Genomic DNA, 12,934 nt, shown 5'->3' with positions numbered 1-12,934 from the left:
GTACAATATTAATTATTCTTCCGAATCAGAATTCTCAGTTTCCTCTGCCGGATTTTCATTTTCAGCTTGAGGAGCATCTGTATTGTCTTCCTGATTATCAAATAGCGTTCCTACAACCCCTTCCTCATTTTCTTCAGATTCTTCTTCTACTTCTTTGTCCATTTCTACTTTTGCAATCGCAGCAATTTCGTCATTCTTTTTAAGATTGATCAGTCTTACGCCCTGTGTATTTCTACCCATCACTCTCATTTCGTCCATTCCCATTCTGATGGCAACTCCCGATTTGTTAATGATCATCAATCCGTCTTCATCTGTTACATTCTGAATGGCAATAAGATTTCCCGTCTTTTCAGTGATATTCAGCGTGATAACTCCTTTTCCTCCTCTGTTGGTAATTCTGTAATCTTCTACGGCTGTTCTCTTACCGTATCCCTTTTCGGATACCACAAGCACTGTTTCTTTCTCCACATCATTTACAACAATCATACCGATTGCTTCATCGTCTTCTTCCATGGCAATACCACGAACTCCGATAGATCCTCTTCCTACTTCTCTTACCTTTTCTTCAGGGAAACGGATACATTTACCGTTTTTCGTAGCGATCATGATCTGTGATGTACCATTCGTTAAATAAGCACCTAACAACTGGTCATTATCTCTGATCTCAATAGCATTTACCCCGTTTACTCTTGGTCTTGAATATGCTTCCAGCGAAGTTTTCTTAATGGTTCCGTTTTTCGTTACCATCACAACGCTCATCTGGTTTACATATTCAGAATCTTTTAAGTTATTGGTTCTGATGTAAGCTTTGATCTTATCGTCCGGTTCAATGTTAATAAGGTTCTGTACCGCTCTTCCTTTTGCTGTTTTGGAGCCTTCCGGAATTTCAAATACTCTTAACCAGTAACATCTTCCTTTTTCGGTAAAGAAGAGCATATATTGGTGGTTGGTTGCCGAAACAATATATTCAAGGAAATCTGCATCTCTTGTAGTTGCCGCTTTATTTCCTACACCTCCTCTGCTCTGGATTTTGTATTCAGAAAGAGAAGTTCTCTTAATATATCCTGCGTGAGAAATCGTAAGAACTACAGATTCATTCGGGATGATATCTTCGATAGACATTTCACCACCTGAATAATCGATTTCGGTTCTTCTTTCGTCTCCGTATTTTTCTTTAACTTCAATTAATTCATCTTTGATGATCTGGAATCTTCTTGGTTCGTTTGCCAGAATATCTTCCAGGTCTGCAATTTCTTTCATGATGGCATCATATTCATCACGGATCTTATCAAGCTCCATTCCTGTTAAACGTGCAAGACGTAAATCAAGAATTGCCTGAGCCTGAATTTCAGAAAGTTCGAAAGCTTCGATCAATCCTTCTTTTGCAGCCTGCGGATTGGCAGAGTGACGGATGATTGAAATCGCTTTATCTAAAGAATCCTGAGAACCGATCACTTTCATGAAACCTTCAAGAATATGAGCTCTTTCTTTGGCTTTTCTAAGCTCAAACTGAGTTCTTCTTACGATTACTTCATGTCTGTGCTCTACGAAATGATGAATGATGTCTTTTAAGTTGAGCTGCTCGGGTCTTCCGTGAACCAATGCAATATTGTTTACACTGAAAGAGGTTTGAAGTGATGTATATTTATAAAGTAAGTTCAGGACAACATTCGGAATCGCATCATTTTTCAGTTCATAAACAATACGAAGACCTCTTCTGTCTGACTCGTCTCTGATTTCGTAAATTCCCGGAATTTTCTCTTCTTTTACCAGTTCCGCAGTTCTTGCAATCATCTCCGCTTTGTTCACCTGATAAGGAACTTCGTTTACGATGATTGCATTTCTGTTTCCGATTTCTTCAAAAGCTACTTTTGCTCTCAGAACTACTCTGCCACGACCTGTATGGAACGCATCTCTCACCCCGTCGTATCCGTAGATAATTCCCCCTGTAGGAAAATCCGGAGCTATGATGTGCTGCATTAATTCATCGATCGTAATTTCTCTGTTGTCGATATAAGCGCAGATCGCATCTACAGACTCAGACAAATTGTGCGGAGCCATATTGGTTGCCATCCCTACCGCGATACCGGAAGTTCCGTTAACTAAAAGATTCGGAATTTTTGAAGGTAAAACTGTCGGTTCCTGTAAACTGTCGTCGAAGTTATTCTGAAAATCTACCGTTTCCTTATCCAGATCCGAAAGCACCTCATCAGAGATTTTTTTCAGTCTTGCTTCTGTATAACGCATTGCTGCAGGCGGATCTCCGTCCATGGAACCGAAGTTACCCTGTCCGTCTACCTGCGGATAACGCAAGCTCCAGTCCTGGGCCATTCTTACCATTGCATCATATACAGAGGAGTCTCCGTGCGGGTGATATTTACCTAAAACGTCTCCAACAATTCTCGCAGATTTTAAATACTTTCGATTAGAAAAAACCCCTAATCCATACATACCGTAAAGTACTCTTCTATGAACGGGTTTCAAGCCATCTCTTACATCAGGTAACGCTCTCGAAACGATAACCGACATCGAATAATCGATATAAGATGACTTCATTTCATCAACAATGTTGATAGGAATCAGTCTTTCTCCTTCTTTTTGCATAAACAATTTTATTATAATGATAGTCAGACCCTTAGCTATACGTCTGAAAATTATTTTTTTTGTATTTTTATTAACGGGCTAATTTACGAAAAATTTGCCGATTTTTGCCGTAAAATTTATCTACAGAATCTTAAAAATTCATAAAATATGAGCATATTAAGTATAACTTTCCATTGCACAAAAAATAATCTTGAAAAATGGGAAAATTATATGGATGAGACCCTGGTTTTAATGACGGAAAATCTGATGGACGTTAACCAATATATCCTATCTGAAGTACACAGCGACTATATTGAAGAAGGAAAAAACTACAATCTTCTTCTGATTTTTGACAATGATGAACTTAGGGAAGATTTCATTAAAAGCGAAATGGAGAACATCGCAGAAAGAATTGAAGCAAAATTCGGACAGGAAGTCATGATTTTCAATACTTTTCTGAATCCTAAGAAATCGAGGCTTTAAAAGGTTGAGATTTAGATTTAGGTTGAGATTTAATAAAAGAAGGCTGTATTACTATCGTTACAGCCTTTTTTATGTATATTATTAAAATTCTTTTTTAATAGATTTGCTTTCAAAAATCAAATGTGGTAAGAAAATGAACGATTTGTCAAAGCTTAACATCTGTAAAATAAAAAAGCACTGAAAGTTTTCAATGCTTATACCTTTTATAAATTAACAATAACAACAGGTCTGCTGTGATAGACTCTCTGCGGTCTTGGAGCATAATACGTCCGTCTTACAGGTCTGTAATGATGTTTCTTATAATAACGTTTCGGAGGTCTGTGATAGACCACTGTTCTGTAATGGGGTCTGTGCGGACCATGGTAATAATGTTTTTTAGGACCATGTCCGTGTCCGTGCCCTCGTCCATGACCTCTTTGCAGAGGTGTGGCATTATAGTACGCGAAAGAAAAAACAATCAGGAATAGTCCCAAAATTTTAGTCAGCATCTTCATAAATATATTTTTCAAATTACATCATGAAAAATTACAATCTGAATGCCAATAATTATTTATCATTGCTTTTATGTGAACATTTAAGAAACTTTAGTATTTTTTATGTTAAAAAACAGTCTCACTTCTTCTTTCAAGCATAATAACATCTTTCCACTCACCATTAAGTTTTCCTATTTTCCTTCTTGTTCCCACAATCCTGAAGCCGTTATTCTGATGTGCTTTTAGAGCGCCTTCGTTTTCGGGAAATATATTCACCTGCAATGTCCAGAAGCCGTGATCTTCGCTGTCGAGAATCATCTTTTTTAGCAAAACAGAGCCTAATCCTTTTCCCTGATAATCATTATCGAAATACACACTTACTTCAGCAACTCCTTTGTAGCTTTCTCTTTTGCTAACGGGTTTCAGCGCGCACCAGCCAACAACTTCGTTGTTTTCATTTTCCAAAACCCAGCGGCAGTCATTATAATAATCCATATTCCATGCTTCGGCAGTCGGAACGGTTGTTTCGAAGGTTGATTTTCCGCCTTCGATTCCCTGTCTGAAAATTTCTAAAACTCTGGCTTCATCTTTCGGAAGCATTTCTCTAAGCTCGTAGTTCATGGCTAATGATATTTTCGTTTGTTTTTTCTTTTAATTCTGGAATAATGGGTCTGTTTGCTTTTGTTATCCTCAGAAACCACACTGATGTTTCCATCCACTTCCAGTACAGCAAGTCTTACCTCATCGAAACCTCCGACACCGTGTTCTCTCACTGCTTCTTCCAGTTCATCGGAAGTTATTTTTACTTTATTTAAAGCTTTTTCATCTACTACTCCATCTTTAATAAGGATAACGGGATCTTCTTCCATGAAGCTTTTAAAAGCAGGACTTCTGAACATGAATCTTTTTAAGGTAAAATTAGCCGCAAAAAGAACCAGAGCAGCAATTAAACCTCCCTGAAGCGAGGTGTCCTGTCCTACCATGGCATTCTGAACAGCATTGGAAATCAGGAGCAGCAGAACAACATCTCCCGCGTTAAGCTGCGAAAGCTGATTCTTCCCGAAAACACGGATTCCGATCACCATGAAAAGATAAACACAGAGAGAACGCAGAACAACATCTAAAATGGGATTCACAACAGTTTTTATTATACTGTCAAATGTATAAATTTTTACCGTCTGTTTGAGAAGCTGGAAATAAAAAGTTTAGATTTACTCAAAGGGCATTTGCTGAAGCTGTTAAAACAAAAAGGTAGAAAACTCTATGGAATTTATCTGTTAGAAATCTTATCGCAAGATGTTCGGCGTTCCGTAGGAACGCTATCTTAAGAACGTTCATTTTACAAGTCTTTTGAAGAACAAAAATTGCTCGATTAAAAAAAAATCAATAGACTCAGCTATCATTTGCTGAGAAGAACGCCGTTGCGAACAAAAAATATTTTCAATGATTTCAAAATAACTTTTGCGAACTTAGTGTTAAAAATTTTTGAAGTATAAAAAAACCGCCTTCTAAAAAGCGGTCTGAATTGTTAAGGACATTGTGAGATCTGAGCTTCACTGCAAACAAGCTTGTTGATTCTTTCGCAGAAAACGCAGTATTGTTTCGGCTGTCCACCGTTTACTGATTTCAGATCTGTCTTGTTTAGCTTCTTCAAATTTTTCATATTGTTTTAATTTTGCTGATTTAAATTTATAACGAATATTTTTCGTAGTTATTACAAATTTATATTTAAAATTTTCATTATTTACACCTAAAATAAAAAAGCCATACAGGAGTTGTATGGCTCAGTATAAAAGATTTTATGAATGTTATCTGTTGTTAATATCCACTCTTACAGGCATGACGTAGGTTGAAGCAATCATATTTTCGTTTAATTTTTTGCTGTCTACTCTGTAATGAAGTTTGCTTAAAACGTTTTCAATTTCTTTGCTTACGTTCTTGCAGTCTCCTTTAGAATGAACATTTACAATTTTTCCGTTTTCTGCAATATCAAATTTCACTTCCGAGTTTACAATTCCCTGCTTATAATCCTGATTGGTAAAGTCAAAATTCGCCATCAATAGATTTCTTATTTCATTGAAAGCATCATTCTTATTCAACTGTACTTCCTGAATGGTATTGTTGTTTGCTGTCTGTGCTTTTGCCATGTTCATTACTGTTGCAAATCCACAAACGAAAACTGAAGCGATTAATATCTGAATTTTATTTTTCATAACTCTTTGGTTTTAAATGTTATATTAAACTTATTTACTATTTCTTTACCAAAGATATATAAAATAATTTACAATAATTTCACATTGAGTTAACATTGAGTTAACATTAGAATTTAAATTACTGGTTTTCAGTTGAATAAAATTTAAAAATTTTTGAAAATTTAATATTGGGAGGGGAAAAATGATCACTATTCATCCAAATTCTTTTCAAATCCTTTACTTAGAAACATTTATTTTTAATTTTCCTAACATTTGTTTTTTTTGATATTAATGATTTTCGTTGGTCTATTAAGCACTCAATTATTAACTTTTGAGAATTTATAAATGGTTAAATACCAAAAAAAGAATATAAAGAAAAAACTTACAAAGAGATTTTCAAATTGGAAAAATTCGAAAATATTTGTTAGAATCAGTCTATTAACTAAATAGCAAAGAAAAATTTGAAATAATGTCAATATCAGCAAAATCCATATCTTTTTTAATTTTGCTTTTAGATATTTAAAAATATAAGCACTTATTAAAGAAAATAATAGAAAATAGAGGAGCCAATAAATTGAAATTCTGAAAACACCAAAACCAAGAGTCCCTTCAGTTTCCATTTTTATATATGTAAAATCTTCATATTTGGATCCTGAATAAAAGGAGAGTATAAATTCTTTTGCTGTAAGAATTGAATTAAGTAACAGAAGAATAATAAAATTAAAGATAATTAGTTTTTTCATTTATGTTTAAAATTAGCTTTTAAAAATAAAAAAAGGAATCTGCATTCACAAATTCCTTTATATTATTAAGTTAATATTCTACTACTCCAGCTCCCTCTTCAAAAACTTCCCCGTCAAACTTTTCTTCGATTTCACAATTTCCTCGGGCGTTCCCTGCGCAACGATCTGTCCGCCGTGTTTTCCACCTTCCGGACCAACGTCGATGATATGATCGGCTAATTTGATCACATCCATATTATGCTCGATGATGATGAAAGAGTTTCCTAATTCTACCAACTGGTTAATCGCATCCATTAAGATTTTTACATCTTCAAAATGCAGTCCTGTTGTGGGTTCGTCGAGAATGTATAACGTGTTTCCGGTTTGTCTTTTTGCCAGTTCTGTGGCTAACTTGATGCGCTGTGCTTCTCCTCCAGAAAGCGTGGTCGACTGCTGTCCCAACGTAATATAACCCAAACCGACATCCTGCAGAGTTTTCACCTTCGCAAAAATCTTCGGAATCGGCTGGAAAAATTCCACCGCTTCATCAATCGTCATATCCAATACATCGGAAATCGATTTTCCTTTGTAACGCACTTCAAGAGTTTCCCTGTTGAAACGTTTTCCGTTGCAGGTTTCACAATGAACGTACACATCCGGCAAAAAGTTCATTTCAATCACTTTCAAACCGCCTCCCTGACAAGTTTCGCATCTTCCGCCTTTTACGTTGAAAGAGAATCTTCCCGGTTTGTAACCTCGGATTTTACTTTCCGGCAATTCTGCAAACAGATTTCGGATGTCGGTAAACATTCCGGTGTAGGTTGCAGGATTCGAGCGCGGCGTTCTTCCGATCGGAGTCTGGTCTACATCTACAATTTTATCGATGTGTTCAAGACCTTCAATTTTTTTGTACGGCAAAGGTTCCTGAACCGCCCTGTAAAAATGTTTATTTAAAATCGGATACAATGTTCCGTTGATAAGCGACGATTTTCCGCTTCCCGAAATCCCCGAAACCACAACCAGTTTTCCCAGAGGAATATCCAGCGTTACATTTTTCAGGTTATTTCCGCTTGCTCCTTTTAAAATGATATTTTTTCCGTTTCCTTTACGTCTTTCCGCAGGAACTTCGATTTTTCTTTTTCCGTTAATATACTGCGCCGTAATTGTATCTGCTTTTATCAGATCTTTCGGTTTTCCCTGCCATAGAATTTCTCCGCCAAATTTTCCGGCTCTCGGACCGATATCCAAAACCTCATCGGCTTCCAGAATCATGTCTTTATCATGCTCTACCACCAGAACAGAATTTCCGATATCCCGAAGATTTTTTAAAGAATTAATCAATCTTTCATTGTCTCTCTGGTGCAACCCAATCGAAGGCTCGTCTAAAATATAGAGAACATTCACCAATTGAGAACCGATCTGCGTAGCCAGACGAATTCTTTGGGATTCTCCACCCGAAAGTGTTTTTGAACTTCTGCTCAGGCTTAAATAATCTAAACCAACGTCTAATAAGAATTGAAGCCTTGTTTCAATTTCCTTTAAAATCTCGTGCGCAATGATGGCATTTTTCTCAGAAAATTTATCCTTAACATCAGCAAGCCAGTCTTTTAAATCAATCAAGCTTAAAGCATTTACCTCAGCAATATTCTTTCCGTCGATTTTAAAGCTTAAACTTGAAGGCTGAAGACGGGTTCCCTTACATTCCGGACAGGTTTCTTCCGTGGTGAAATGTCTTTCCAGCAGAATCGCTTCGTAAGATTCCCTTTCTTCGATAATTTCTTCCATGAAAGGAATCAGACCGTCAAAGCTGATTTTGATTTTCTTGGTAATTCCGGCGTATTTTAAATCTTTGTTGAATTCTTTATGACAGCCGTTATAAATATAGTCTAACGCTTCTTCCGGAATATCCTGAATCGGAGTTGCCATTCCCAATCCGAAAATTTCCAAGATATTTTTGATCTGAGAAAGTACCCATTTATTAGACTTTAAATCTTCCAATGGCAATAAACCTCCCTGATTAATAGATAATTTCGGATTTTCAACAAAATAATCTGTATTGATCTTCTTGATGGTTCCCAAACCTTTACAGCTCGGGCAGCTTCCTTTCGGAGAGTTGAAAGAAAACGTATTCGGTTCCGGCAGAGCCAGTGAATGACCGGTTTCGGCATCCATTAAATTTTTAGAAAAATATTCGATGTCCTTCGTTCCCAGTTTCTGAATTCCGATCAGTCCCTCTCCCATTTCCATCGCCGTACGAAGAGATTTTTCCATTCTCGCTTCGGAAGCAGATTCCCCGATAATCCAGCGGTCAATGACGATGTCGATATCGTGGGTTTTATAACGGTCGAGTTTCAGATCATATTCAATATCCTGCAGTTCACCGTCTATTCTTGCCTGTCCGTATCCTTTTTTTGCCATCTGCACAAAAAGTTCGTGGTAATGTCCTTTTCTGGATCTTACCACAGGCGCCATCAGCATGATTTTTTCGCCTTTGTAATTTTCTTTGATGGTTTCTAAAATTTGTTCTTCGGTGTAGCTTACCAGTTTTTTTCCTGTGGTTTGAGAATACGCATCAGAAACTCTGGCAAACAAAAGACGAAGGAAATCGTACAGTTCCGTTACGGTTCCTACCGTAGAACGCGGGTTTTTGTTTGTGGTTTTCTGTTCGATAGCAATTACAGGAGACAATCCTTCAATTTTATCGACATCGGGACGCTCCAGACCTCCCAAAAACTGTCTTGCGTACGCAGAAAACGTTTCGATATAACGGCGCTGTCCTTCCGCAAAAATCGTATCAAAAGCCAATGAAGATTTTCCGCTTCCCGAAAGTCCTGTAATCACGACCAGCTCGTTGCGAGGAATTTTTACATTGATGTTTTTAAGATTATGTTCACGTGCGCCGTAAACTTCTATATATTCTGTTGATTTACTCATAATTTGGGGTGATTTTACCTGAAAATCACGATGTGCAAAATTACGGAAATTTTGGCAATTTTCAGTGTTAAAAAGTGTTAGTTTATCCTTACAAAAATGATGCGAAATTATTCGGAAGCCATTTGTTTTTTTAATGGTCTTAGAAAATTATTATAACAACTGTACCACAAAAAATTTACTCTTCATGAATCTCTGATCTTTTATTGTAATTTTTCACAATAAAAGATCAGTCTTTTTAAAGCAAAATTTGTTTAAATTAATTTCAGAATCAACGGCAAAAGGGACAAAAGATCATGTTAAAGCGAATTTCTGTAATAATCAAAGCGCTCAAAAGAATAAAAATCAAGGATTTTTAAAAACTATTGTGAGCTTTTTCATTGATAATGATCAGCTTTAAATAAAAAATTTAGTAGATCTTTTGTGACTTTTGCGGTTAAATAAAAGTTTAAACAGACTTGCAGTTTCTGTATGGGAAAGTCAAGCAGATTCTTCAGAATTTTAATTACTTTTACACCGGATAAAGCATTATCATGAACCGACTGCGAGAACATATCGAAGCCATTACACTGCTTACAGACGAAGAGTTTGAATATGTCAAAACTTTTTTCACTTTAAGAAAAGTCCGTAAAAACCAGTTCCTGATCCACGACGGAGACGAAGTGAAATACGAATTTCTTGTTCTTGACGGAATCTATAAGGTGTTTTATATTGATGAAAATGGCAAAGAACACATTCTGCAGTTTGCCAAAAAAGACTGGTGGATGTCCGATTATATAGGATTTTTTAAACAGCAAAATTCCAAAATGTTTATTGAATGCCTGAAAGAAGGTGAAGTGGTAAGTCTTACCCTTGAAGGAAGAAATAAACTGGCAGCAGATCTTCATAAGATGGATCATTTCTTCAGGATTAAATTAACGAACGGTTATATTGCGCTTCAGCAGAGAATTATGATGCTTTTGTCGGGAACACCGCAACAGCGTTACGAAGAATTTGTAAGATTATATCCCGATCTGATTTCGGAAGTTCCTAAAAAATATGTCGCAGAATATCTCGGCGTAAGCAGGGAAACTTTAAGCAGACTGTATTCTAATACCAATAAGTAGTTTTTAAATTTTTTATTCAGAAAATCTTAATGAAATGCATTTGCAGCATTTTTGTCATCCTGAAAGGATCTTAGTAATAAAGATAATAAGAGACTCTTCGACAGGCTCAGAGTGACACTGCGAATACGAAACGAAAGATAAAACAATTAATAATTGTTAACAATTCTTTTCACCCAGCAAAATCTTAACGAGTCATGTCATTCTGATTGAAATTTTGCGAAGCATTATGAAATGAAGAATCTATTTGATAGTCTCCCGCTGATTGTGCAGATTACGCAGATTTTTTTTCAATGTAAATTGTTTATCCTTTCTCGAATGCATTTACAGTATTTTTGTCATTCTGTAAAGATCTATAAGTGACGAAGCAATCTTTTTAAACACTAATGACACTAATCTTTTTGCACAAAGAGCACTAATAAATTAAATACTATATTAAAGACAGACTTTATGCATATTGTTTCAGATATTGAAAAGAATAACTTCCGCCATAGCCCCGATTGAAGAGAAAATCCCGCAATGGAGCGGCGAAGCGAAGCGGAGCCGCGCAATGAGGAATTGTAACGGAAAGCGGGAAAAAGCTCCCAATAAAATCATAAACCAATAGAATAAAATGCAGAAGTGTGATTTGGATCACACTTTTTTTGTGACTTCAGTCCTTCGAACGAAGCATTGGATCGGCATACATTTGCTGTAGAAATTCAAACAATTTCAGAAAGATCAAACAAAATATTTTTAACAAACAAAATTGAATGTCATGAATCCAAAAGTATTAATCGTTGTATCCAACGCAAATTCTATCGGTCCGAACAATAAAAGAACAGGAACTTTCCTGCCTGAAGTGGCGCATCCTTATGCAGAGTTTGAAAATGCAGGTTACCAGATCGATTTTGCCAGTTTAACCGGTGAATCTCCGTTTCTGGATGCTTTAAATTTAGCAGACGATGCTGATAATTTAAAATTTTTAACGGGAAAAGGCTGGGAAGATATGCACAATGCAAAAAAACTTTCTGAGGTAAATACTTCTAATTACGATGCCGTTTTTGTTCCGGGAGGTCTGGCTCCGATGGTGGATATGGCGGAAGCTCCGGAACTTAAAAAAGTACTTGCCGATTTTTATGAAAGCAACCGTGTTGTGGGAGCGGTTTGTCATGGTCCCGTTTCGCTTCTGAATGTAAAATTAAGCGACGGAAGTTATCTGGTAAATGGTAAGAATATTTCTGCATTTAGCACTGCGGAAGAAGAGAGTTATGCAAAAGCGGATGTTGCTTTTGATCTTCAGACTGCCTTAACGGAGCAGGGTGCGATTTTCCATGCAGCAGAACCGTGGTCTGCAAACAGCATTGCCGACGGAAATATCGTGACCGGACAAAATCCGGCTTCTGCAAAAGGTGTAGGAGAAAAAATTGTGGCTCTTTTGGAAGCTAAAAAAGCTTAAGCCATCTTTTGTGCATTTGGGAATGCTTTTGCTTATCTTTATTGGAGATCTTTTTATTGTAAGAGTTAGGCTCTGTTTAAATCTATAATTTATTTTTACCATTAAGGAATTAGCTTATTAGCTTAAAAAACTTAATCGTTATAAATATCGCAAAGGCGCAAAGATTTTATCTGCGATAAAATTAAGCATCAATCCTTATTGAAAATCTTTGATTTTCTTGCGCCTTAAAGATTTGAGATTAATAAAAATCCTGCGTCTTCCAACAAGAATATATTTATTAAAAAGTTTAAACTAATTTCAGAATTAACCACAAAAGGCTCAAAAGATAATCATAAAGCTAATTTTCAGAATAATTAAAGCGCTCAAAAGAATAAAAATCAAAGATTTTTAAAAACTATTGTGATCTTTTTCATTGATAATGATCAACTTTAAATAAAAAATTTAGTAGATCTTTTGTGACTTTTGTGGTTAAATAAAAGTGTAAACAGACTTAATATTCAGGCTGGCTCTTGACATAATTTCGCGATAATTGAATCGCAAAGAAAGACAAAAAATAATTGTAACAATTTGAGAATAAGATCAACAAAGGCGTTCTACTTATTTTAGAAATACAGGAATTCAAATTGCACAACGTGTTTAAATAATTAAAAAAATATAAGAAAATGGATCAAAAAGCGGTATATATCTGTGCCAAGTGGCAGGTAAAAGAAGGAAAACTGGGTGTCGTTTTGGATTTGCTGAAACAGGCTGCGGAAAAAAGCTCGCAGGAAGAAGGAAATCTTTTCTATAAAGTACATCAAAGCAAATCTGACGATCATACTTTGGTATTGTTTGAAGGATATCAGAATGCCGATGCGGTGGAATTCCATAAAAATTCTGAGCATTACCAGAAAGTTGTAGCCGAACAGATTGTTCCTTTACTGGAAAACAGAGAAGTGATTCTTATGGATCAGTTATTTTAAATAGTAGTTTTTTTTAATAAGTTTCGGGCAAAACAAAGGTTTGCCCG

At 36.0% G+C, this 12,934-nt stretch carries 11 protein-coding genes; 4 read left to right on the top strand and 7 right to left on the bottom strand.

Annotation, left to right across the window (positions count from 1 at the left end):
- Nucleotides 1-12 precede the first annotated feature (12 nt).
- Entirely contained in the window at nucleotides 13-2,604 is a 2,592-nt protein-coding gene (gene gyrA / locus BW951_RS01405) for a DNA gyrase subunit A (protein ID WP_076390144.1), read from the bottom strand.
- Between the two features lie 147 nt (nucleotides 2,605-2,751).
- On the opposite strand from gyrA, the gene BW951_RS01400 reads away from it, so the two are divergent.
- Nucleotides 2,752-3,066 (top strand): DUF4286 family protein, encoded by a 315-nt coding sequence (locus tag BW951_RS01400; protein WP_076390143.1) that lies wholly within the window; start codon nucleotides 2,752-2,754, stop codon nucleotides 3,064-3,066.
- A gap of 203 nt (nucleotides 3,067-3,269) precedes the next feature.
- Here BW951_RS01400 and BW951_RS01395 read toward each other — a convergent pair whose 3' ends face one another.
- From BW951_RS01395 to uvrA, 6 genes are all read right to left on the bottom strand, one after another.
- Nucleotides 3,270-3,554 (bottom strand): hypothetical protein, encoded by a 285-nt coding sequence (locus BW951_RS01395; RefSeq protein ID WP_139326071.1) that lies wholly within the window; start codon nucleotides 3,552-3,554, stop codon nucleotides 3,270-3,272.
- Nucleotides 3,555-3,665: 111 nt separating this feature from the next.
- The gene (locus tag BW951_RS01390; protein ID WP_076390141.1) at nucleotides 3,666-4,160 is read right to left on the bottom strand and encodes a GNAT family N-acetyltransferase; all 495 of its coding nucleotides are present in this window, start codon (nucleotides 4,158-4,160) and stop codon (nucleotides 3,666-3,668) included.
- A 2-nt stretch (nucleotides 4,161-4,162) separates the two neighbouring features.
- Nucleotides 4,163-4,675 (bottom strand): DUF421 domain-containing protein, encoded by a 513-nt coding sequence (locus BW951_RS01385; RefSeq protein WP_076390140.1) that lies wholly within the window; start codon nucleotides 4,673-4,675, stop codon nucleotides 4,163-4,165.
- A gap of 392 nt (nucleotides 4,676-5,067) precedes the next feature.
- Nucleotides 5,068-5,202, bottom strand: coding sequence for a bacteriocin-like protein (locus BW951_RS01380; protein WP_076390139.1), 135 nt, complete (start codon nucleotides 5,200-5,202; stop codon nucleotides 5,068-5,070).
- Nucleotides 5,203-5,347: 145 nt separating this feature from the next.
- Nucleotides 5,348-5,752: a hypothetical protein gene (locus BW951_RS01375; protein ID WP_076390138.1), complete on the bottom strand. Its 405-nt coding sequence runs from the start codon at nucleotides 5,750-5,752 to the stop codon at nucleotides 5,348-5,350.
- 803 nt (nucleotides 5,753-6,555) lie between these two features.
- Entirely contained in the window at nucleotides 6,556-9,387 is a 2,832-nt protein-coding gene (uvrA, locus tag BW951_RS01365) for an excinuclease ABC subunit UvrA (RefSeq protein WP_076390136.1), read from the bottom strand.
- 530 nt (nucleotides 9,388-9,917) lie between these two features.
- On the opposite strand from uvrA, the gene BW951_RS01360 reads away from it, so the two are divergent.
- The 3 genes from BW951_RS01360 to BW951_RS01350 all read left to right on the top strand — a co-directional run bounded on the left by BW951_RS01360 (nucleotide 9,918) and on the right by BW951_RS01350 (nucleotide 12,887).
- The gene (locus tag BW951_RS01360; RefSeq protein WP_076390135.1) at nucleotides 9,918-10,490 is read left to right on the top strand and encodes a Crp/Fnr family transcriptional regulator; all 573 of its coding nucleotides are present in this window, start codon (nucleotides 9,918-9,920) and stop codon (nucleotides 10,488-10,490) included.
- A 754-nt stretch (nucleotides 10,491-11,244) separates the two neighbouring features.
- Nucleotides 11,245-11,925: a type 1 glutamine amidotransferase domain-containing protein gene (locus BW951_RS01355; RefSeq protein ID WP_076390134.1), complete on the top strand. Its 681-nt coding sequence runs from the start codon at nucleotides 11,245-11,247 to the stop codon at nucleotides 11,923-11,925.
- A gap of 662 nt (nucleotides 11,926-12,587) precedes the next feature.
- Complete coding sequence (locus BW951_RS01350; protein WP_076390133.1) at nucleotides 12,588-12,887, top strand: putative quinol monooxygenase; 300 nt, start codon at nucleotides 12,588-12,590, stop codon at nucleotides 12,885-12,887.
- The last annotated feature ends 47 nt before the right edge of the window (nucleotides 12,888-12,934 follow it).

This window comes from Chryseobacterium gambrini (assembly GCF_900156825.1).
GTDB classification, from domain to species: domain Bacteria; phylum Bacteroidota; class Bacteroidia; order Flavobacteriales; family Weeksellaceae; genus Chryseobacterium; species Chryseobacterium gambrini.
This window is presented reverse-complemented; position numbering and strand designations above follow the sequence as displayed.

Excerpts from the sequence above, each read along its gene's own strand:
- uvrA (WP_076390136.1), bottom strand. The coding sequence starts at position 9,387 with ATGAGTAAATCAACAGAATATATAGAAGTTTACGGCGCACGTGAACAT.
- BW951_RS01350 (WP_076390133.1), top strand. The coding sequence starts at position 12,588 with ATGGATCAAAAAGCGGTATATATCTGTGCCAAGTGGCAGGTAAAAGAA.
- BW951_RS01395 (WP_139326071.1), bottom strand. The coding sequence starts at position 3,554 with ATGCTGACTAAAATTTTGGGACTATTCCTGATTGTTTTTTCTTTCGCG.
- BW951_RS01360 (WP_076390135.1), top strand. The coding sequence starts at position 9,918 with ATGAACCGACTGCGAGAACATATCGAAGCCATTACACTGCTTACAGAC.
- gyrA (WP_076390144.1), bottom strand. The coding sequence starts at position 2,604 with ATGCAAAAAGAAGGAGAAAGACTGATTCCTATCAACATTGTTGATGAA.
- BW951_RS01375 (WP_076390138.1), bottom strand. The coding sequence starts at position 5,752 with ATGAAAAATAAAATTCAGATATTAATCGCTTCAGTTTTCGTTTGTGGA.
- BW951_RS01390 (WP_076390141.1), bottom strand. The coding sequence starts at position 4,160 with ATGAACTACGAGCTTAGAGAAATGCTTCCGAAAGATGAAGCCAGAGTT.
- BW951_RS01355 (WP_076390134.1), top strand. The coding sequence starts at position 11,245 with ATGAATCCAAAAGTATTAATCGTTGTATCCAACGCAAATTCTATCGGT.
- BW951_RS01380 (WP_076390139.1), bottom strand. The coding sequence starts at position 5,202 with ATGAAAAATTTGAAGAAGCTAAACAAGACAGATCTGAAATCAGTAAAC.
- BW951_RS01400 (WP_076390143.1), top strand. The coding sequence starts at position 2,752 with ATGAGCATATTAAGTATAACTTTCCATTGCACAAAAAATAATCTTGAA.